Source organism: Nocardia sp. NPDC058114, from assembly GCF_042884695.1.
Taxonomy (GTDB): domain Bacteria; phylum Actinomycetota; class Actinomycetes; order Mycobacteriales; family Mycobacteriaceae; genus Nocardia.
This window is the reverse complement of sequence record NZ_JBHVTK010000003.1, coordinates 286,408-307,462: the sequence shown is the minus strand read 5'-3', so window position 1 is coordinate 307,462 and position 21,055 is coordinate 286,408. Positions and strand designations below refer to the sequence as shown.

The following is a 21,055-nucleotide window of genomic DNA, read 5'->3' as shown; positions in this document are numbered from 1 at the left end:
GATACGCCGAAAGCCCGCCGTTGCGGGCGGGCTTTCGGGGTATCTGCTGAGATCAGCGGCTGCTGCTGCGGCGGCTCTTCTTACGCGGCGGCGGCAGCAAGCCCTCGGCGCGCAGGCGCGACGCGTGCTCGGCCAGTGCCTCCACCAGTGGGCCCACCTGAGCCGTCTCGGGCTGCACGTCCACACGCAGGCCGAACTCGATCGCGGTCTCCGCGGTCTTCGGGCCGATGCAGGCCACGATGGTGCGAGCGTGCGGCTTGCCCGCGATGCCGACCAGGTTGCGCACCGTGGAGGACGAGGTGAACAGGACCGCGTCGAAACCGCCGGTCTTGATCATCTCGCGGGTCTCCGCGGGCGGCGGCGAGGCGCGCACCGTGCGGTAGGCGGTGACGTCGTCGATCTCCCAGCCGCGCTCACGCAGACCCTCGGCCAAGGTCTCGGTGGCGATGTCGGCGCGGGGCAACAGCACCCGGTTCACCGGATCGAACACGTCGTCGTAGGGCGGGAAGTCGGCGAGCAGGCCCTCGGAGGACTGTTCGCCGCTAGGCACCAGTTCGGGGTTGATACCGAAGGAGCGCACCCGCTCCGCGGTGGCCTCACCGACACAGGCGATCTTCACACCGGAGAACGCGCGAGCGTCCAGTCCGAACTCGGCGAACTTCTCCCACACCGCGCGCACCGCGTTGGTGGAGGTGAACACCACCCACTGGTAGCGCCCGTCGACCAGACCCTTCACGGCCCGTTCCATCTGGGCGGGGCTGCGCGGCGGCTCCACCGCGATGGTCGGCACCTCGATCGGGATCGCGCCGTGGGTGACGAGCCGCTCGCTCATCTCCCCCGCCTGATCCTTGGTGCGCGGGACGAGCACGGTCCAGCCGTAGAGGGCACGCGACTCCCACCACGACATCTTGGCGCGCTTGTCGACTTCCTTGCCGACCGTCACGACCAGCGGGCCGACGAGCTCGGACGCGGCGTTGTTCAGCGAGGCCAGCGTGGCCTCGATGGTGCGCTGCTGACGAGTGGTGCCACGCACGGTGACCGCGACCGGCGTCTGCGGCGCCATACCGTGTTCCACCAGCGCGCTGGCGGTCTCGGCCAGGTGACCGGAGGTGGCGTGCAGCACCAGCGGGCCGGGGGCGGCGGCCAGCGCCGACCAGTCGACCTCGCCGCGCACATCGGCCTCGGTGTGCCCGGAGCCCAGCGCGATGCCCGCGTAGCTGGGCACGGCCGAGCCGTTGGGCAGGCCCGGCAGCACCTCGAACACCATGTGCGAGCGGGTGACGGCGTTGACCTCGTTGATCACCGAATCGGTGGTCAACGGGTCGCCGGTGACGATGCGGACCACGTCGTGACCGTTGCGCGCCTCGGCGATCAGCGTCTTGGCCACCTCGGCGGGTTCGCCGAGGGCAGGCCGCACGTCGACCGGGCTCTCGCCGTCCTCGCCCACCTCGACCGCGCTACCGATCAGGGCGAGCACGCCCTTGTCGACATCGGGGTCGGTGAAGGCCAGCATCGCCCGCTCGAGCACCTCACGGGCACGCACGGTCAGCAGGGCCGGGTCGCCGGGGCCGGATCCGACGAAGAGGATCCGCCCTGGTTGCTTCTTGGTAGCTCGGCTGCTGCTCATCGGTTGTTCTCCATCGGGCTGGAATTAGTGAAGTCGGTGGGCGCCGGTTCGTCTGTGACGCTCAGCAATGCGCGAGCACCCAGGTCCAGCAGTTCGCGCGCCAGCGTGCGACCGAGTTCGGCCGCGTCTTTCGGCGCGCCGACGATCGAGGCGCGGAGGACATCGGAGCCGTCGATCGCGGCGGCACAGGCGCGCAGCGAGAGTTCGTCGAAGATCCGGCCGTCCTCGTCGATCGACTCGACGATCTCGGCGAGCGCTCCGATCGGCGCGGTGCAGCCTGCCTCGAGCTCACCGAGCAGCGAACGCTCGGCGAGCACCGCGGCTCTGGTCGCGGCATCGTCCAGACCGGCGAGTATCTCGATCAATTGCGGGTCGTCACTGCGGCATTCGACCGCGAGCGCGCCCTGCGAGGGGGCGGGCAGCATCTGCACCGGTTCGAGCGATTCGGTGATCTCGTCGGTGCGCCCGATCCGGCACAGGCCGGCGCGGGCGATGACGATCGCGTCGAGTTCGCCCTCGCTCACCTTGCGCAGGCGGGAGTCGATATTGCCGCGCAGCGGAAGGATGTCGAGGCCGAGGCCGAGTGCGCGCAGCTGCGCGGCACGGCGCGGGGCCGAGGTCCCGACGCGAGCACCGGCGGGCAGTTCGCCGAGCACCATGCCGTCACGAGCCACCAGCGCGTCGCGCGGGTCCTCGCGGGGCGGGATCGCGGCGATGGTGAAGCGCGGGTCCTGCGCGGTGGGGAGGTCCTTATAGGAATGCACCGCGATGTCGATGCCGCCCGCGGCGAGCTCGTCGCGCAGCGCGGAGGTGAACACCCCGACACCGATCTTCTGCACCGGATCCGAGGACAGATCGCCCGGTGTCTTGATGACCACCAGTTCGGCGGGCTGCCCCGCCGCGATCAGCGCATCACGGATGGTGCCCGCCTGTGTCAGCGCGAGCAGACTGCCGCGCGTGCCGATCCGCCACGGCGCACTGCTGCTGCCTGCGGTCACGGTGTCCTCTTCCTGCACTGTCGTGGTCATGCGGTTTCCTCCTGCGCATGCCCGAGCGGCGCTGCGTGGTTTCGCATGCTGCCTGTGTCGGGTCTTGACTCGGTCAAGCGTGACGGCCCATCGCCGAGGTGGCCTGCGGTGAAGTCGTCGGCCAGCGCGGACTCCGCCGCGGCGACCTCCATCGGGGCGGCAACCGCTTGTACCGCACCAGGTTTCAGTTCGAACAGCTCACGCAACGCTTCGGCGTAGCTGTCGCCGCCCGGCGTCGATGCCAGCTGCTTCACCCGCACGGTCGGCGCGTGCAGCAACTTGTCGACGACGCGGCGCACCGTGCGCGCCACCTCGTCGCGGGCCGGGTCGGCCAGGTCGGGCAGCCGCGAATCGAGGCGGAGCAGTTCGGCCTCCACCACATCGGCGGCACGCTGACGCAGCGCGGCCACCGTAGGAGTGACCTCCGCCATGCGTTGCCCGGCAAGGTATTTGGCGAGTTCGTCGGCGACGATGACGCGCGCGGCGGCGGTGTCGTCGGCCGCGGCTCCCGCGGCCGGATCGCGCTGCAGCGATTCGATGTCGATGACGGCGACGCCGGGCAGGCCTGCCACGGCGTGCTCCACATCGCGGGGCAGGCCCAGATCGCAGAAGACCAGTGGACGCTCGGCGGCGTCGGTGCGCGCCCGGCCCGCGAGTGCGCGATGGGTATCGGCCAGAGTCACCACGGACCCGACCGCGCCCGTACAGGTGATCACCACATCGGTGCCCGCCATGGCCTCGGTGAGCCGCGACATCTCGACCGCCTCGGCGTCGACACCGTGCATGGTGCGCCCGGTCTCGGCGAGACGCTGTGCGCGTTCGAGGGTCCGGTTGACGACGATGATGCGCCCGATCCCGGCCCGCGACAGATGCGCGACGGCCAGCCCGCCCATCGCGCCCGCACCGACCACCACGGCGGTCCGTCCGGCGAGATCGCCCACGACACCGCGCGCCCGATCCAGCGCCACCGACACCACCGAGGCACCGGCCCGGTCGATCCCGGTCTCCGAGTGCACCCGCTTGCCGACCCGCAACCCGTGCTGGGCCAGCTCGTGCAGGGTGCGCCCGACCGCCTGCTGACCGTCGGCGCTGGCGTAGGCGCTGCGAATCTGGCTGAGCACCTGCTGCTCGCCGACGACCATCGAGTCCAAGCCGCTGGCGACCGCGAACAGATGCTCGGCCGCGGCCTCGCTGTAGCGCACGTAGGCGTGCTTGGTGAGGTCGCCCAGCGGCAGTCCGGAATGCTTGGTGAGCAGCTCGCTCACCTCGCCGAGTCCGCCGTGGAAGGCGTCGACGACCGCGTAGACCTCGACCCGGTTGCAGGTGGAGACGATCATCGCCTCCGACACGTGACTCGAGGCGAGCAGCCGATCCACCAGCTTCGGCCGATCGGCCTCACTGATGGCCACCTTCTCCAGCACCGACACCGGGGCGCTGCGGTGCGAAATCCCTACCAGCAGAACACTCATGACCACACCTCGCCGGCGCTGTGCCCTGTCATGCGTGTCCGCACGCCGTGTCGCTGTTCAGCTCGCTGGCGCTCGCTCATGGCGTGATCACCGATCCCTTGGTGCTTGGCTCCGTTGCCGAGTGGGGCGTGGCCGAGTGCGGCGCGGTACGCCGCGTCGGCCTGCCGCGGGCCGGTTCGACCGGTGCGGCATGGGTGAGGTGGTTCGGCGGCGGTACCCGGCGCGCGACGCGGCCGGAGCCGACCTCGGCGATCTCGGGCAGCGCGGGCGCGTCGTTGCGCGCGGCATCGAAGGACAGCATCTGCAGTTCCATCGCCAGGTCGACGCGGCGGACCTGGACATGGGCGGGCGCGCGCAGTTCCAGCGGCGCGAAACTCAGAATCGACGGCAGTCCGGCGTCGACGAGCCGGTCACACACATCCTGGGCGGCTTCGTCGGGCACGGCCACCACCGCGATCGTCGGCGTCAGCGCCGGAATCTGCGCGGTCAGTTGCTCGACATCGCGCACGACGAGACCGGCGTACGACTGGCCGATCACCGACGGGTCGTTGTCGAAGATCCCGACCACGGTGAAGCCTCGTACCCCGAATCCGCCGTAACCGACCAGCGCGCGACCCAGATTGCCCGCGCCGATCAGCACGACCCGATGTCCCTGCGACAGTCCGAGCACATCTTCGATCCTCGTGCGCAACTTGGCTACGTCATAGCCGACACCCCGCACACCGTTGGGTCCGAGGAAGGAAAGATCCTTGCGCAGCTTCGCCGAATTGACACCCGCCGCGACAGCGAGTTCCTCACTCGATACGATGACTACACCCTCGTCGGCCAACCCGGCGAGAACCCGGAGATAGGTAGCAAGACGAGTCACCGTGGCCTGCGGAATGTCCCGCACAAGAGCCTTGCCGGAGACGCCACTCGGCGTCTCGTGCTGCTCTGTCACGTCGTCGGCTCCTCGTTCCGGGCCTGATCGCGGTCCGGTTCCTCTGTTTCGTTCACCGGTGTGGGTCGCTGCAATTACGAGAGCGCGACCGGTGCCATAGGGGCGGTACAAACCCGGCCACCGCCGCCGCGTGGAGCGGCGGTGCGGATTGCGTGTCACCACCGTAACCGCTTGTGCAGGCGTTCACAAAGTCGGTGAATTCGGCCTCATTTTCCGTCGCGACCAGCGATCCGGCTCAGGTCCGCCCGCAAACGGGGCTCATCGACGTCGAAATAGCTGTGTTCACGGCCGTTCAACAGGACCACCGGCAGGCGATCACCGTATTCGGCACGCAGTTCCGGCTCCCTGACCGCGGCTTCGTCGACGTCTACAGTGGCGACCGGGAGACCGAAATCACCACAGATCATCCGCAATTGCTCCAGTGCCGCGCTGCACATGCCGCAACCAGCGCGGGTCAACAGGGTCACCGTCGGTGTGGGATTAGTCATGAGCCCTATTTAATCCCCGAGCCCGCAGCGGGTTGTCGGTGCAGCCGGTTACTGTGGACATGGTTCGCGCGACTAGCGGAGGGTACTGGTGCCGGAACGTTCGAAGGTGACTAGGGCCGGATTCGTCGCAGGGCGATTCGGGGAGTTCCCTGCACGGTGGCAGCCCAGCCGCCTCGGTCAGGAACTGCAGGAACAGTTCGCACGGCTGCCACGCAGCCCGTTCGGACCCAGCGAAGAAGAGTTACGCGCCAACCTGGCCGGTGAGGCCAGCGCCGACGCCGCGCTCGAGCTGCACGATGCCGAGCTCGCCGAGCAGGGTGCCGACGCGGGCCCCGAGGTTCCGCGCGACCTCACCGCCGCGGCGTTCTTCGACGTCGACAACACCCTCGTGCAGGGTGCCTCGATCGTCCACTTCGCCCGCGGGTTGGCCGCGCGCAAGTACTTCAAGACCTCCGATCTGGTCGACGTCGCCTGGAAGCAGGTGAAGTTCCGGGTCACCGGCAAGGAGAACTCCTCCGACATGGTCTCGGGCCGGGAGAAGGCGCTCAGCTTCATCGCGGGCCGCCCCACGGCCGAACTCGCGGCACTCGGCGAGGAGATCTACGACGAGATCATCGCCGACAAGATCTGGCCCGGCACCCGCGCACTCGCCCAGATGCACCTCGACGCCGGCCAGCAGGTCTGGCTGGTGACCGCCACCCCGGTCGAGCTGGCCAATGTGATCGCCAAACGCCTCGGTCTGACCGGCGCCCTCGGCACGGTCGCCGAGAGTGTCGACGGCAAGTTCACCGGCCGCCTGGTCGGCGACATCCTGCACGGCCTCGGCAAGGCGCACGCGGTGCGTACCCTCGCCATCCGCGAAGGGCTCAACCTCAAGCGCTGCACCGCCTACTCCGACAGCCACAACGACGTCCCCATGCTGTCGCTGGTCGGCACCGCTGTCGCCATCAACCCCGACTCCGACCTGCGCGAGGTCGCGAAGAACCGCGGCTGGGAAATCCGCGACTTCCGCACCGGCCGCAAAGCAGCCAAGATCGGCGTCCCCACCGCCCTGGCGCTGGGCGCCGCGGGCGGCGCGGTAGCAGCAGTAGTAGCCCGCCACCGCGAACACTGAGTCCCGGCCGCCTTCCACACCCCATAAACCCCAACCCCGCACCCGCGACCCCTAGGGAGCGGCGGCCACGAAGTGGCCGGTCGCGGCCGGGTCGCCGGTTAGCCGCCGGGGCGTAGGCGACGAAGGAGCAAGCCCCGGTGGCTAACCGGCGGCCCCTCAGGGCCGCGACTCGAGCGCGCCAGCGCTCCAACTAACACAGCCTCAACCCTGCCTGGGACTACCGAACAAGTGATCCCGAACGATCTACCCCAGAACCACGTTCCGGCGCTTGGCCAGCAGCTTGTAGAGCGTCTGCTGGATGGTCTCGCGGACCTGGTCGGTGACCTCGAACATCGTCATCGGGTCGTCGGCCTCTTCCGGCTCGAACGCCGTGGTCGCGATCGGCTCACCGAATTCGATGTACCACTTCGACGGCATCGGCACCGCGCCCAGCGGCCCCAGATGCGGGAACAGCGGCGTCACCGGGAAGTACGGCAGCCCGAGCAGGCGTGCCAGCGGCTTGATATCGGCGAGTTTGGGGTAGATCTCCTCGGAACCGACGATCGAGACCGGAATGATCGGCACCCCGGCCCGCACCGCCGCCGACACGAATCCGCCGCGCCCGAACCGTTGCAGCTTGTACCGGTCGGCGTAGTTCTTTCCGACGCCCTTGAACCCTTCCGGGAACACGCCGGCGATGTGCCCGGCGCGCAGCAGCCGCTCGGCATCGGGATGGCAGGCCAGCGTGTGCCCGGCCTTGCGTGCCAGCGCGCCGAGCAACGGCATCTCGAAGATGAGGTCGGCGGCCAGCAGCCGCAGCGCCCGCTGATGCGGATGCTTGTCGTGCACGGCCAGCTGCAGCATCAGCCCGTCGATCGGCACGGTGCCCGCGTGATTGGCGACCAGCAGCGCGCCACCCACGGCGGGGATGTTCTCGATCCCCGCGACCTCGACCCGGAACCAGTAGTCCGACAACGGCCGGAGCGCGGGCAGGATCACCGATTCGAGCAGGTGCCGGTCGTAGCCGAACTCGTCGACCTGGTAGTCCCCGGTGAGCCTGCGGCGCGCGAACTCGGCGGTCCGTTCGATCTGCTCGCCGACGGCATCGCGCACGATGTCGGTCAGTGACTTCGGCGGGCGGGCGGGCATTCCCGGTCGACGCTCGCTGAGGGAGGTGACCGGCATCGCCTGCGTCGGCTGGTCCGGCCATCGCCGGGTCTGCGGTCGCTGCCGGGTCTCGACATTCACGTCGAGACGAATGACTTTCGCTCCCTCGTTCATGTACGCGCTCCTGTACCGGCCCCGATGAGGCCGAGCAGTTTGTGTTCCGCGGCGTCGATCCAAGCCGGATCGAAGACGGGCCGCAACGCTGCGCCCGCGATGAAGTCATCGAATGCCTGGACCGTGGTCCAGCGTGGGGTGAAGCCGAGTTCGGTTCGCATACGGGTGGTGTCGAGCCCGCAGCCGAAGTAGAAATAGTCGGGTTGTTCGCCACTGAATCCGCGCATGATCGGGCCCATCAGCGAGCGACCGACCGTGCGGAAGACGAAAAAGGGAACCGGCGCGACGATGCGCCCGGCACGGCGGATCGCCTGCGACATGGCCAGCGCGCCGTCACCGGCGATATTGACCGTGCCACCGTGTGCACGCTGCGCCGCGTGCACCAGCACCGCGACCGCGTCTTCCTCGTGCAGCAATTGCAGTCGGGCTTCGCGACCGAGAACGGTCGGGGTGATCGGCGAACGCAGATATTGCACGCCCCGATCGGCCAGGCGAGGACCGACGATCGGCGCGAAACGCAGAATCGATGCGGAAATATCGGGCCTGCGCCGCGCCATTCCACGCACCAGCGCCTCGATATCGATCATGTCGCGTGCGAACCACCCCGCGGGCGGAGTGCGCGCGCCCATTTCCTCGGTGAATTTCGCCGGATCCTTGGCACTGCAGCCGTACACCGCCGACGACGATCGCACCACCACGCGGCGCACCGTCGGCGCTTTCTGACACACGGCGAGCAATTGCATCGCGCCCAGGACATTGAGGTCTTTCATCACCGCGCGACCGCCACCGGCGGGCGGACGGGTGAGCACAGCCGCGTGCACGACGGTATCGACGTCGTTGCCCTCGACGACTTTGCGAATCAGTGGATTCCGGATATCGGCACGCACGAACTCGGCACTACCCATTTTTCGCCGGAGCTCACGGCTGGGAGTGACGGTATCCACCGCGATGACACGTTCGACGCCGGGTTCGGCAGCCAAACGTGCCGCGACATTGCCACCGAAGAAGCGGCTGGCACCCGTGACCAGCACAACTCTCGGTGCGTGTCGTTCCCGTGTATCGGAACTCGAACCTGACCCCACTCAAAGCCCCCTGCTCATCGTGTTTCGCGTACCAGAGTAGCCGCATTCGCGCCACTCGCCGTCACGATCTACAAGCTTTTAACATCGGCGACCCGTCCTCGACCGATGAGCTTCACAAACCCGCGTATTTCACAGCGCGAGCCCGCCACCTGGAAGGTGACGGGCTCGTCGCGGTACGCAGGCTTACTTGCCGAGTTTGCGCCGCTGAACACGCGTGCGGCGAAGCAGCTTGCGGTGCTTCTTCTTCGACATACGCTTGCGGCGCTTCTTGATCACAGAACCCATAGGGTTTCCTCGCGTTCTCTCTACTCGGCATACACACGCGGTGTTCACGTGCGTCGTTTGGCGTCCGCGCCGCCGGGGCAACCGGACACCACGAACGGTGCCACCGGCAGGCGGACACGAACCAGTTGTCCATGCTACCGGGGCACCCGAGCAGCAACGAAACCGCCCTTGTACCTGGCCGAACTACGTCATCCGGCGTCGAAGTACGACGTCTCCAGGTAGTCGTGCACCGCCTTCGCGTGCACTCGGAACGAGCGTCCGACACGCACCGCGGGCAGTTCACCCGAGTGCACGAGCCGGTACACCGTCATTTTCGACACCCGCATGAGATCGGCGACTTCGGCGACGGTGAGAAACTGAGTGCCACCGCCGATCACCGTTTGCGGGGTGGCGCCGACCCGTGGAGCGGGCGAACCCGAACCACCGCCCGACGCCGATGGATTACTTGACATTCTGTTCGCAGACATCATGGCACCATTGACCTCCGGCACGCCCGCGCCGCCGGCTTCCCCACCAGCGGAACAGACACGCACGTGCTTCTACGAGCTTAGCGGGACCAGTGGGATTACTGCGACGGGTGTGAGAAATCGGTTTTCAAACCGGGTACCCGTTTGTCACTCGTTCGTTGCGCCCTGTTCGGCGGACCGCTGCTTGGCCGCGTGTAGCGCCTCGGTGAACGTCGAGCGCAGCGCACCACGTTCGAGTTCGCGCAGTGCCGCGGCGGTGGTACCACCGGGCGAGGTGACCGCGGCACGGAGCTCCGCCGCGCTCTGCCCGGTCTCGTCCAGCAGCGCCGCCGAACCGATCATGGTCTGCACGACCAGTTCGCTGGCCACCTCGCGGGTGAGGCCCAGGCCGACGCCCGCATCGATCATCGCCTCGACGACAAGGAAGAAATACGCCGGTCCCGAACCGGAAACCGCGGTGACCGCGTCCATCTGCGCCTCGGGCACCGTCACCACCTTGCCGACGGCTTCGAGCATCTCGCCGACCTGCTCGAGCTGCTCCGGCTTGGCGTAGCGACCGGGCGATTGCACACTCATACCCTGCCCGACCAGCATCGGCGTGTTCGGCATCACCCGCACCACCGGGAAACCGGCGGGCAGTTTCGACTCCAGCCGGGCGGTGGAGACACCGGCGGCCAGCGAGACGAGCACCTGATCGCGACCGTTGTCGAGGTCGGCCTTGGACAGATCGGTGAGCACCGAGTCGACCACGCCGGGCTTCACCGCGATCACCACGATGTCGGCGCCCTCGACGGCGTCGGCGACCGAACCGCTCACCCGCACCTTGAAGCGCTCGGCCAGCTGCGCGGCGCGCGCGGCGATCGGCTCGACCACGACCAGATCTTTGGTCGCCCGACCGGATTCCAGCAATCCGGCCACCAGCGCCTCACCGATCCGACCGCCACCGACCACCGCAATTCTCGTCATGAGGACAAGGTTAGTTGGCCCGGTGGCGTCAGCGTGCCAACGGGATCAGGGCCAGCTGGCGACTCTGGGCGACGACCGCACCGGTCGAGTCGATGACCAGGTGGTCCTCGTCGAACATCCGCTCACCGACCTCACGGGCGGTCGCGATGACGCGCAGCCAGCCGGGCGCGGGGACGCGGCGCAGATAAGTGGTCATCTGCACGGTCGGCGACCAACCGAAGTGGCCGAGGTTCATCGGCACCGGCGGGCTGATGTCGGCGGCCATCATCGCGAAGGCGGCGCGGGCCCGCGGATCGGCTTCGTCGCCGTCGAACGGGCGGATCCACAGCCGCAGCCGGGGCGGGCCGGTCTCACCGCGCAGGAATTCACCCCAGGTCGGGTCGATCACCATGTGGGCGCCCTGGCTGACGTGCACGATCTTGCCCATGGGCGAATCGGCGGAGTAGCGGAACGCCTCGTCGACCGGCTCGGCGGGCATGTCGGTGTCGGGGCCGCTCCAGCGCGTCTCGGTGGAGTCGAGGTGGCCGAAGGTGAACGCCGTCCGGACGAGGGTGCGGCCGTTCTGGATCAGGTCCACGTCGGCCAGGCAGATCTGGCGGCCCTTCTTGCGGATGTGCACCGCGTATTCGACCTCACCGGGGTCGGGGGCACCGAGGAAGTCGGTGCTGGCCGCGATGGGCGCCATCTGGGCGAGCGATTCGTCGGCCTCGGCGAGCCAGCGGGTCGCCGCGGCGGCGGTGGCCGCGACCATGGTGCCGCCGTGGACTTTGGGGCCGATGGTCCAGGTGGGCGCGATGATGCCGGCGTAGCGGCCGGTCTCGGCATCGGTGGTGGTGAGCTCGGTCAGGTCGAGGACCTGACTGAACGGCGCGTCGGTCGCGAGTTCTCGCGTCATCGTCACTCCTGGTCGGGGGGCCACAGCAGTTCGTACAGCGTACAAGCTTGGTGATGGCCTGTGTATTCCGCGCTGGGCAGGGGGTGGGGTTCGAGCAGGTGGTGACGCATCGAGGTTCGAGCAGGTGGTGACGTATCGGGATGCGGGCGGGTGACGTATCGGGATGCGGGCAGGTGACACATCGCGATGCGAGCAGGTGACGTATCGGGATGCGAGCAGGTGACACATCGCGATGCGAGCAGGTGACACATCGCGATGCGAGCAAGTGACGCATCGGGATGCGGGCAGGTGACACATCGCGATGCGAGCAAGTGACGCATCGGGATGCGGGCAGGTGACACATCGCGATGCGAGCAAGTGACGCATCGGGGTTACCGAGTCCGGGATAGTTGGGGGCTGTGTTTTTGGAGCGCTGGCGCGCTCGAGCGGGGCCCTGGAGGCCCCGATCTTCCCTCCCTCCGGGTACTCCTTCGTCGCACCCTCCGGTCAGTCCAGATCGGGGCGGGCCCCTTTGGGTAGAGACATACAGGGACTACCCGGCCAGGGTGGTGGTGGTGGTCGTTGGTGGTGACGGATCCGGCTGACTCCGTCTCGCGTTCCGTTAGGGCAGGTCGGCGTGGCGCGGTTGGGGGTCGGGGGTGGCGCCGGTGAGGTGGCGGCGTGCGAAATCGAGGGTGCGCGCCAGCTGGGTGGAGCGTTCGGCGGTGGTTCGCGCGTTCTGGGTGTTGATCTCGGCGACCGCGTGGCCGCGAAAACCGGTGTGTATCAGGTGTTCACACAGTTGCGCGCAGGGCTGGGTGCCGTCGCCGGGCACCAGGTGCTCGTCGTGCGCGGCGCCGCGACCGTCGGCCAGGTGCAGGTGGACCAGGCCCTCGCCCATCCGGCGCGCCAGCTCGAGCGCGTCGGCGCCCGCGGTCGCGGTGTGCGAGAGGTCGAGGGTGTAGTGATCGAAGCCGGTGTCGGTCGGATCGAAGGACGGGCTGAACGCGCTCACCGCGCGGCCGGGGCCCGCGCGCCGTTCCAGTCTGCGCACCGCGCCGTCGCGGAACAGGGTGTCGGCCCGCATCGGGAACATGTTCTCCACGGCCACCTTGACCGGGTGATGCGCCTCGAGCTCACCGACCTGATCGGCGAAACCTCTCGCGTAGCGGCGCTGCCAGCGAAACGGCGGGTGCACCACCACGGTGTCGGCGCCGAGCGCCTCCGCGGTCCGCACGCTGCGTTCCAGCTTGGCCACCGGGTCGGCGCCCCAGACCCGTTGGGAGATCAGCAGACACGGCGCGTGCACCGCCAGCACCGGGATGCCGTAGCGCTTCGCGTAGGACTGCACCGTCGCGATGTCCTGGCTGGCCGGCTCGGCCCAGACCATCAATTCCACACCGTCGTAACCCAATTCGGCGGCATAGCGGAACGCCGCCTGCGTGTTCTCCGGATACACCGAGGCCGTCGACAGCCCGATCGCGATGTCCGCCCGTGCGTTCCCCACAGCCCACTCCCTGTATTCAGCTGGTACTGAGGAGAAAGGCTAGCGGTCCCAGCGTCACGAAGACGCCCACGACGACGGCGATCACAGTGCTGTAGATGTCGTCGGTGCGGCGCAGGATGCGAACCAGCGCCACCAGACCGAGGATCACGACCGTCGCCAGCGCCAGTGCCACCAACGCCATCGACTCCCACAACGTCTCGAAACCCTTGAACAGCAACATTCCGGCGACCGCCGCGCCCGCGCTCTGCGCGCCCAGGATCATCCACTGGCGGCGGTTGGCGTTGTCGTCGTCGCCGCGCGCCATGCTCGATACGCGCGCGGCACGCCCGGCCACCGACCCGCCCGCTCGGTTACCCGACAATCTGCTCGCGGCTCGCGACTCGGCGACGCTGCCGGTCTTCGACTTGGCCCGGCTCGCCACCTTCGCCCTCGCCCGGTCGGCCAGGGTCACGGCGGCAGCCTTGGTCGCGGCACGCCTGCTCGCCCTGGTCGGCTTGGGTTCGTAGTCGTCGTCGTAGTCGTCATCGTCGAATGCCGCGTCGTCGTACTCGGATTCGGCGTAGTCGGCGTCGGAGTAGTCGTTGTCGACGTAATCGCGGTCGGCGTAATCGGACTCGGCGTAGTCGTCGGTGTCCTCGTCGTCGGCCTGGTCGGCGCCGACTCGGTAGACGACCTCGGTGTGCGCGTCGGCGTCGGGGCCGCGTTCGGCGCGCTGGCGCAGCAGGTCCCCGGCCACCGACTGCCCGGACACCAGCGGCTGCTCCTGGCTGACCGGCGACCACGCGGCCGTCGGGAAACCACCGCTCTCCGGCGCGGGTGCGTTCTTGTCCGGACGATGCCTGCGCGCCGACCACGACGGCAGCCCGCCGGACTTCGGCTCGCCCCGTCGGCGATCAAGCGAGGGGCGCTGATCCGCGCCGCGGGCCGGCGGGGCGTCGGTGCCCGGCGCGAGGTTGTAGGCCTGGGTGGCTTCGGCGCCCGGCGGCGGATATCCGTTGAAGGCTTGCGCCGCGTCGACACGACCCGGCGCAGGCTGCCCGTTCAGGCCGGGGGCGCCGTTACGCCCCGCCCCGTTGAAACCTCGCGCGGGCTCGGCGCCCGGCCGCCCGTTGCCAGGCTGACCATCGAAAGACTCGCCCGGCCGCCCGTTGAAGCCCGACGCGGGCCTGCCGTCGAAAGACTCGCCCGGTCGGCCGTTGAAGCCCTGCCCTGGCCGGCTGTCGAAGGACCCGGTGCCCCGATGCTCGTCGAAGCCCGGCCCGGCCTGATTGTCGAAACCGGGCCCGATATCGGGGAGCGCGTCCAATCCACGCGACTGCCCCGGCCTGCCCATGAAGGCCTGTGGCGCGTCGATGCCCGCCTCGTAGAGCGGCGCGTCGAACGACGGGCGGCCCGGCGCCGGGCTCGCCTCGATGGCTTCTTCCGCGGCTTCGGCGGCTCGCCTGCGCGCGGCCCGGCCACCGGTGACCGGCGGCGGTTTCGGCGGCTCGGCGTACGGGGCGACCTCGGGCTCATCCGGTCGATGCCGTCTGCCCCCGCCGACCGCGGGCAGCGCACCGGAACCGAACATCTCGGCGATACCGGGATCGACCGGCTGCGTGGGACCGCCGGGAACACCGAGGCGACCCGGACCGCGTCCTCCCCCACGAGAACCGGCATCGCGCGCTTCGGCACGGAACGGCCCGAACGGATCGGACGACGGTCGCTGTTCGGCAAGTCCGAGTGGGTCGCGCGGATCGGGCGCGGAGTACCCCGCATCGGGGTCGAATCGGGTGATCGGGCCCGACATCGGCGAGAAGGCCGGTTCGGCCGGACCGGGCGGCGGGTAGGGCGCGGGCTGGTAACTCGCGGGCGGTTCGTAACTAGGCGCGGGCTCGGGGGCGTAGGTCGGCGGCGGGACATACGCGGGCGGGGGTTCCGGCGCGGGCGCGGCGTGCGAGTTCGGCTTGACCGCCGCGTTCTCACCGGTCAGATCGTTGACCGAGAGTCCGCGCCCGCTGCGCCGTCGTCGTCCACCGCCACCGGAGGTCGCGGGCGCGGCCCCTTGCGCGGCGTTGCGCGCCAGCAGCTCAGCCACCGATAGCTGTTTAGAATCCTCGCTACTCATGCCGACTCCACTTCCGCGACCGGCGTGACCGGCGGCACCGCGGCCGGTCCACCTCCGTTGGGCTCGGAGTCCAGTTTGCGCAAGATGAGGCCTTCGCGCAGCGCCCATGGGCAGATTTCGATGCTGTCGAGCGACAACGCCCGCATACTCGCCTCCGCGACCAATGCGCCGGCCACCAATTGCTGGGACCGATCCGAACTCACGCCTTCCAGTTCCGCGCGGTCCGACGCGGTCATCCGGGAGATGAACGCGATCAGCTGGCGCAGACCGGAGCTGGTCAGTGTACGTCGCACCCGCGGACCGGCCGCCGAGGGTGCCGCGCCGGTCAGCCGGGCCAGCGAACGGAATGTCTTCGAGGTGCCCACGGCCAGGTCGGGCCTGCCCGCGTCGATCATCGTCTTGGACGGGACGACCAGTTCGGCGTCGAGCCAGTCGCGCAGGACCGCGATCTTGCGCTTGCCCGGCGGGTCGTCGCGCAGCCACTCCCTGGTGAGCCTGCCCGCGCCGAGTTGCAGCGACAGCGCCACGTCGGGTTCCTCGTCGCCGCCGTTGGACAGCTCCAGCGAGCCGCCGCCGATGTCGAGATTGATGATCCGGCCCGCGCTCCAGCCGAACCAGCGGCGCACCGCGAGAAACGTCAGCCTGGCCTCGTCGTCGCCGGAGAGCACTTGCAGATCGACTCCGGTCATCGCACGGACGCGGGCGAGTACTTCCTCGGAATTGGTTGCCTCGCGCAGGGCCGAGGTGGCGAACGGCATCAGCTCCACGCACTTGGAATTGCGTGCCAGATCAGCGAATTCGAGGATGGTCGCGATCAGCCGCGCCTCGCCCTCCTCGGTGATCCGGCCCACCGAATCCATGCTCTCGGACAGGCGCAACGCCGACTTCGTCGAGCTCATCGGCATCGGGTGGCCACCACGATGCGCGTCCACCACGAGCAGGTGGACGGTATTGCTTCCGACATCGAGAACACCAAGCCGCACACGAATACGGTACTTGGTGATCCGGTACAGCAGGCCAGGCGACTGAACTGTTAGCGTCACGAGTTGTGACCGAAGGCGCATCTGGCACCGCGGAGACCGGGCTCCGACCTGGGCGAAAGATCGACCCAACCCCGGAAGTCGAGCTCGATTTCCCACGGGAGTGGATCGAGTTCACCGATCCAGCAAACGACGAGCACCAGATCGTCGCCGATCTGACGTGGCTGCTGTCGCGCTGGACGTGCGTGTTCGGCACGCCCGCCTGCCAGGGCATCATCGCCGAACGCCCCGACGACGGCTGCTGCTCACACGGCGCTTTCCTGGCCGACAAGGACGACCGCAAGCGCCTCAACGGTGCTGTGAAGATGCTCACACCCGATGACTGGCAGCTGATGGGCGAGGCCACCGAGAACGGCAAGGTCGTCAAGAAGGGTTACCTCGAACTCGACGAACTCGAGGACGAACCGGCCCTGCGCACCCGTCGCTTCGACGGCGCCTGCATCTTCCTCAACCGTCCCGGATTCGCGGCGGGCCCCGGCTGCGCGCTGCACATCATGGCCGTGCGCAAGGGCATCGAACCCCTGGAAGTGAAGCCGGACGTGTGCTGGCAGCTGCCGATCCGGCGCACCCAGGGCTGGGTGGAACGCCCGGATGGCGAGCAGATCCTGCGCACCGTGGTCACCGAATACGACCGGCGCGGCTGGGGACCCGGCGGCCTGGATCTGGATTGGTACTGCACGGGCTCTCCCGACGCCCACGTCGGCGCGAAGCCGGTCTGGCAGTCCTACGGCCCGGAACTGCGTGAGCTGCTCGGTGCGCCCGCCTACGACGAACTCGCCAAGCACTGCCGCCGGCGCGAGGGCCTCGGCCTGGTCGCGGTGCATCCGGCGACGGTCGAAGCCGAGCGGATGAACCCCGAACCTCACAGATCGAATCACGCGGAGTGAAAGCCTCGTAACCATTCGGTTCATCTGTAGGTCGTGCATCCGTCACCGAACTCGGGTTGGATAGCTGTTCATGTCCAAGAAAGCGATCTACGCAGCGACCCTCGCGATCGGCGCGACCCTCTCCATGACCGGCCTGGCCAATGCCGAACCGAACGGTGATCCGGCCGCGTACGCGGACTTCACGGCCGACTTCGTGAACTACAACGACCCGGCCGCGATCGACGCCGCCAAGAACGGCAAATACATCATCATCAGCACGAAGGGCACCTCCTCGCCCATCGGCTGCCGCGGCAACGGCGCCGACGTGCCGATCTACGACTGCAAGCAGTTCGACGGCGTGGAAGTGGTCGCCCTGAAGAAGATCGACACCCCCCTCGGCACCGCCTGGAGCGTGCTCTGACCGCCTCTCCGCGACTCTTGGCCAGATCTAGGTGCGGGGAGACCTATGTACGCGGCCGACGGCAAGGCATCCAGTTCGTTGGCTCGTGCCCGGTGAGTTACCCATGTTCTCGCTAGATCAGTCATTCCGTCTATGAACGAAAAGGATCCCGTCGGTGTGCCGACGGGATCCTTTCGTTCTCGGGGTGGTGTCAAGCCTCGAGCTTGTAGCCGAGGCCTCGCACAGTCACCAGGTGTTCCGGCTTGGCCGGGTCTGCCTCGATCTTCGAGCGCAGGCGCTTGACGTGCACGTCGAGGGTCTTGGTGTCGCCCACGTAGTCGGCGCCCCAGACGCGGTCGATCAGCTGGCCGCGGGTCAGCACGCGGCCGGAGTTGCGGAGCAGGTACTCGAGGAGGTCGAACTCCTTGAGCGGCAGGGTGACCTGGCCACCGTTGACGTGCACGGTGTGGCGGTCCACATCCATCCGCACCGGTCCGGCCTCGAGGACGCCGTTCTCGCTACCGGAATCCAGCTCGTCACCGGCGCCGCGACGCAGCACGGCCCGGATCCGCGCGATCAGCTCGCGCGCCGAGTACGGCTTGGTGACGTAGTCGTCGGCACCGAGTTCCAGCCCGACGACCTTGTCGATCTCGCTGTCGCGGGCGGTCACCATGATCACCGGCACGCCGCTGCGCGTGCGCAACTGCTTGCACACGTCGGTGCCGCTCATGCCGGGCAGCATCAGGTCCAGTAGCACGATATCGGCGCCGGAGCGGTCGAATTCGGCCAGCGCGGACGGGCCGTCGCCGACGACGGTGACGTCGAAGCCTTCCTTGCGAAGCAGGAACGCCAGCGGCTCCGCCAGCGAATCCTCGTCTTCGACGATCAACACACTCGTCATCTGCGTGCCTCCACACCGTTCGTTCGTCCCGCGAGAGTGCGCGGGACGGTGGTTTCTCTCGTGGTGGACTCCGGCGTCTGTTCCGCGTCCTCGTCCCCATCGGTTTCCAGATGGGCGGGGATGCGCAGCGTGAACGTCGAGCCGGTGCCCAGTTTGCTCCACAGGGTGATTTCGCCGTTGTGGTTGGCCGCAACGTGTTTCACGATGGCCAAGCCGAGCCCGGTGCCGCCGGTCGAGCGGGAGCGGGCCTTGTCGGAGCGGAAGAACCGCTCGAACACCCGTTCCTGGTCTTCCTTGGCGATCCCGATACCACGATCGGTGACCGCCATCGCGACATGATCGCCGCGCAGCGACCGGCTCACCGACACATGCGAACCCTGTGGTGAATACGCGATCGCATTCTCCACCAGATTCGACAGCGCGGTCACCAGCAACGTTTCGTCGCCGAGCACTTCCAGCCCGCTGGGCCGGTCGGTGCTGACGGTGATGCCCGCGGCCTCGGCGGCGGTGCGCGAGCGGTCGACCGCCTGCTGCACCACCGTGTCGACGTCGACCACGGCCAGGTCGGGCAGTTTCTCGGCGCCCTGCAATCGCGACAGGGCGATCAGCTCGGTCACCATCTTGCCCAGGCGCCGCGATTCGCCCAGCACGCGCGAACCGAAGTGGCGCACGGCCTCGGGGTCGTCGGCCGATTCCAGCATGGCCTCGGCCAGCAGGCTCATCGCGCCGACGGGGGTCTTGAGTTCGTGGCTGACGTTGGCGACGAAATCGCGCCGCGTCGCCTCCATGCGGGCCTGCTCGGAATCGTCGTCGGCGAACAGCACGACGAAGCTGGTTTCCTCGCGGGAGAGTTTGCGGGCCACACCACGCACAGCGATCCGGCCGCGGCCGGGTAGCGGGTTCTTGGCGGTGAGGTCGTATTCGGCGGATTCGCCGGTCGCGAGAACCTTCTCCACGGCGGCCCACGCGCGTTCGTCGAGCAACCGGTTACGGACCAGCCCGAGTTCCTCGGCGCGCGGATTCACCAGCACCACATCGCGGTATTCGTCGACCACCGCGATGCCGGACTCGGAGGCGAGCACGATCAGGTCGAGCACCTGCGACATCGTCAGCCCGGTGTCTTCCTGGGTGCGGGCGGCCTGCCTGGCATTGACGAACGGGATCAGCAGGCCACCGACTGCCAGCCCGACGACAGCCGCGAGGACTGCCAACAGCACGGCCTGCGGAACACTCACAAGATTGATCGTACGAGTGCGGACCGACATAACGTCGGCGGGTCGACGAAGTTTCGCGCAGGTCACAGGCACTTGGCATGGCGTTCTTTTGCCGTTCACCCAGCGGGCACCTGGACCTTCGCCGGGCGTGTCAGCCGGGCGGTTCGCCGTACATCGCGGTGGTCACCGCGGGCCCGTGTCGGTCGACCCATGCGCCGAGCGCATAAATCGGAACCAGCAGATCGCGGCCCGCTTCGGTGAGTTCGTACTCCACTCGCGGCGGCGCTTCGGCATACCGCCGCCTGCGTACGAGCGTCATCCGCTCCATCCGCCGCAACGTCTGGGTCAACATCTTCTGACTGATCCCACCGGCCCCCGTCAGAAGTTCGCTGTGACGTTGCGGACCATCGCGCAACAGGTACACCACCACCGGCAGCCACGAGTTCGCGAACAGGTCCACCGCCATTCGCGCGGGGCAGTCGGCCTCGTAGTCACCGTAGGGCGGGTATTGCACCGGTTCGGCGGCGGTCATGGGTACCAGCGTGCCACCGCCGAAAGGCACCCGCGGGTGCCTTTCGGCCTTTCTAGCGTCGGTGTGGCCGATGCCACCGGGCTCGGCACGAATCACGGGAGTTCTCATGCGTATCGGAATCATCGGCGCGGGCGCGATGGCGTCCGCTTTGGGTGGCGGCTGGGCCACGGCGGGCCACGAGGTGCGGATCGGGGCCCGCTCGGCCGATTCGGCGCGGGCACTCGCGTCCGAGATCAACGCGATCAGCGGACCGGATGCCGACCGGGCGAGCAGATCTCCGGTCGACGTGCGACCGGCGACGATCAGCGCGGCGATCGCCTTCGCCGAGGTAGTGCTGTGCGCGGTACCCGTGAGCGCGCTCACCGAACTGCTCACCACACACGGCGCCGAGCTGGCCGGAAAGATCGTCATCGACTGCACCAACGCGTTCCTGCCCGACGAATCGGCACCCGACGGCGTCACCGCGTTCGTCCTGAGCGAGGACGCGGTGGCCGAACGCATCGCCGCGGCCGCACCGAAAGCCCACGTGGTCAAGGCCTTCAACCTCCTCGCCGCCGAGGTGTGGGCGGGCGCCGACCGAGTCTTCGACGGTGTGCGGTTGGCCGTCCCGATCTGCGGCGACGACGCGGCGGCGGTACAGACGGTGGCCCGGCTCGCCGAAGAACTGGCCCTGCAACCGTTTACCGCGGGCGGTCTGCACCGCGCCAGATATCTGGAGGCGACCTCGGTCTTCACCGTCGGCCTCTGGTTCGCCGGCCTCGATGCCCGCGCGATATTGCCTCCACTGTCGGCGGCCTTCGCGGTCGCCGACGCCTGACACACAGTCGGGCCGGCGCAATCGTGGGGATGCGTCGTCATCCACACGATCACGCCGGCCTCGGCCGTGCC

At 68.5% G+C, this 21,055-nt stretch carries 21 protein-coding genes; 4 read left to right on the top strand and 17 right to left on the bottom strand.

Going from position 1 to position 21,055, the window contains the following annotated elements:
* Positions 1-52 precede the first annotated feature (52 nt).
* The 5 genes from ACFVVI_RS14010 to ACFVVI_RS13990 form a co-directional block, all read right to left on the bottom strand.
* Entirely contained in the window at positions 53-1,627 is a 1,575-nt protein-coding gene (locus ACFVVI_RS14010; RefSeq protein WP_378634163.1) for a uroporphyrinogen-III synthase, read from the bottom strand.
* Entirely contained in the window at positions 1,624-2,655 is a 1,032-nt protein-coding gene (hemC, locus tag ACFVVI_RS14005; RefSeq protein ID WP_378991031.1) for a hydroxymethylbilane synthase, read from the bottom strand. Before hemC ends, ACFVVI_RS14010 begins: the two co-directional genes overlap by 4 nt.
* A complete protein-coding gene (locus tag ACFVVI_RS14000; protein WP_379313521.1) occupies positions 2,652-4,124 on the bottom strand; it encodes a glutamyl-tRNA reductase in 1,473 nt (490 codons plus the stop codon). Before ACFVVI_RS14000 ends, hemC begins: the two co-directional genes overlap by 4 nt.
* Positions 4,125-4,200: 76 nt before the next feature.
* Positions 4,201-5,064: a redox-sensing transcriptional repressor Rex gene (locus tag ACFVVI_RS13995; RefSeq protein ID WP_378634153.1), complete on the bottom strand. Its 864-nt coding sequence runs from the start codon at positions 5,062-5,064 to the stop codon at positions 4,201-4,203.
* Positions 5,065-5,270: 206 nt separating this feature from the next.
* Positions 5,271-5,552: a glutaredoxin family protein gene (locus ACFVVI_RS13990; protein WP_378991033.1), complete on the bottom strand. Its 282-nt coding sequence runs from the start codon at positions 5,550-5,552 to the stop codon at positions 5,271-5,273.
* Positions 5,553-5,640: 88 nt separating this feature from the next.
* On the opposite strand from ACFVVI_RS13990, the gene ACFVVI_RS13985 reads away from it, so the two are divergent.
* A complete protein-coding gene (locus ACFVVI_RS13985; protein WP_378991035.1) occupies positions 5,641-6,666 on the top strand; it encodes an HAD family hydrolase in 1,026 nt (341 codons plus the stop codon).
* A gap of 243 nt (positions 6,667-6,909) precedes the next feature.
* Here ACFVVI_RS13985 and ACFVVI_RS13980 read toward each other — a convergent pair whose 3' ends face one another.
* The 9 genes from ACFVVI_RS13980 to ACFVVI_RS13940 form a co-directional block, all read right to left on the bottom strand.
* Positions 6,910-7,926, bottom strand: a complete 1,017-nt coding sequence (locus ACFVVI_RS13980) for a lysophospholipid acyltransferase family protein (protein WP_378991037.1) — start codon at positions 7,924-7,926, stop codon at positions 6,910-6,912.
* Positions 7,923-8,957 carry an NAD-dependent epimerase/dehydratase family protein gene (locus tag ACFVVI_RS13975; protein WP_378991038.1) on the bottom strand — a complete coding sequence of 345 codons (1,035 nt, stop codon included), beginning with the start codon at positions 8,955-8,957 and terminating at the stop codon, positions 7,923-7,925. The genes ACFVVI_RS13980 and ACFVVI_RS13975 overlap by 4 nt, the downstream gene beginning before the upstream one ends.
* Before the next feature lie 234 nt (positions 8,958-9,191).
* Positions 9,192-9,293 (bottom strand): 30S ribosomal protein bS22, encoded by a 102-nt coding sequence (locus ACFVVI_RS13970; protein ID WP_003402602.1) that lies wholly within the window; start codon positions 9,291-9,293, stop codon positions 9,192-9,194.
* Positions 9,294-9,481: 188 nt separating this feature from the next.
* Positions 9,482-9,763, bottom strand: a complete 282-nt coding sequence (locus tag ACFVVI_RS13965; RefSeq protein WP_228537168.1) for a helix-turn-helix domain-containing protein — start codon at positions 9,761-9,763, stop codon at positions 9,482-9,484.
* Positions 9,764-9,907: 144 nt separating this feature from the next.
* On the bottom strand, positions 9,908-10,726 hold the full coding sequence (proC, locus tag ACFVVI_RS13960; RefSeq protein WP_378634139.1) for a pyrroline-5-carboxylate reductase: 819 nt from the start codon (positions 10,724-10,726) through the stop codon (positions 9,908-9,910).
* Between the two features lie 28 nt (positions 10,727-10,754).
* Positions 10,755-11,621, bottom strand: a complete 867-nt coding sequence (locus ACFVVI_RS13955; protein ID WP_387445675.1) for a thioesterase family protein — start codon at positions 11,619-11,621, stop codon at positions 10,755-10,757.
* Positions 11,622-12,222: 601 nt separating this feature from the next.
* Complete coding sequence (locus tag ACFVVI_RS13950) at positions 12,223-13,107, bottom strand: sugar phosphate isomerase/epimerase family protein (protein ID WP_378991040.1); 885 nt, start codon at positions 13,105-13,107, stop codon at positions 12,223-12,225.
* 16 nt (positions 13,108-13,123) lie between these two features.
* Positions 13,124-15,184, bottom strand: coding sequence for a hypothetical protein (locus tag ACFVVI_RS13945; RefSeq protein WP_387445674.1), 2,061 nt, complete (start codon positions 15,182-15,184; stop codon positions 13,124-13,126).
* Positions 15,185-15,210: 26 nt separating this feature from the next.
* Positions 15,211-16,197: a hypothetical protein gene (locus ACFVVI_RS13940; protein ID WP_378634128.1), complete on the bottom strand. Its 987-nt coding sequence runs from the start codon at positions 16,195-16,197 to the stop codon at positions 15,211-15,213.
* Positions 16,198-16,262: 65 nt separating this feature from the next.
* Between ACFVVI_RS13940 and ACFVVI_RS13935 the strand changes: the two genes are divergently transcribed.
* Both ACFVVI_RS13935 and ACFVVI_RS13930 read left to right on the top strand, forming a co-directional pair.
* Complete coding sequence (locus tag ACFVVI_RS13935) at positions 16,263-17,141, top strand: hypothetical protein (protein WP_387445672.1); 879 nt, start codon at positions 16,263-16,265, stop codon at positions 17,139-17,141.
* Between the two features lie 70 nt (positions 17,142-17,211).
* Positions 17,212-17,541: a hypothetical protein gene (locus tag ACFVVI_RS13930; RefSeq protein ID WP_378634123.1), complete on the top strand. Its 330-nt coding sequence runs from the start codon at positions 17,212-17,214 to the stop codon at positions 17,539-17,541.
* A 190-nt stretch (positions 17,542-17,731) separates the two neighbouring features.
* Here ACFVVI_RS13930 and ACFVVI_RS13925 read toward each other — a convergent pair whose 3' ends face one another.
* The 3 genes from ACFVVI_RS13925 to ACFVVI_RS13915 form a co-directional block, all read right to left on the bottom strand.
* Positions 17,732-18,421: a response regulator transcription factor gene (locus ACFVVI_RS13925; protein WP_056814516.1), complete on the bottom strand. Its 690-nt coding sequence runs from the start codon at positions 18,419-18,421 to the stop codon at positions 17,732-17,734.
* Positions 18,418-19,656, bottom strand: a complete 1,239-nt coding sequence (locus tag ACFVVI_RS13920; protein WP_056816211.1) for a cell wall metabolism sensor histidine kinase WalK — start codon at positions 19,654-19,656, stop codon at positions 18,418-18,420. Before ACFVVI_RS13920 ends, ACFVVI_RS13925 begins: the two co-directional genes overlap by 4 nt.
* 130 nt (positions 19,657-19,786) lie before the next feature.
* Entirely contained in the window at positions 19,787-20,167 is a 381-nt protein-coding gene (locus ACFVVI_RS13915; protein ID WP_379298636.1) for a winged helix-turn-helix transcriptional regulator, read from the bottom strand.
* Positions 20,168-20,273: 106 nt separating this feature from the next.
* Here ACFVVI_RS13915 and ACFVVI_RS13910 point away from each other — a divergent pair, with 106 nt between their 5' ends.
* Positions 20,274-20,984, top strand: coding sequence for an NADPH-dependent F420 reductase (locus ACFVVI_RS13910; RefSeq protein WP_387445671.1), 711 nt, complete (start codon positions 20,274-20,276; stop codon positions 20,982-20,984).
* The last annotated feature ends 71 nt before the right edge of the window (positions 20,985-21,055 follow it).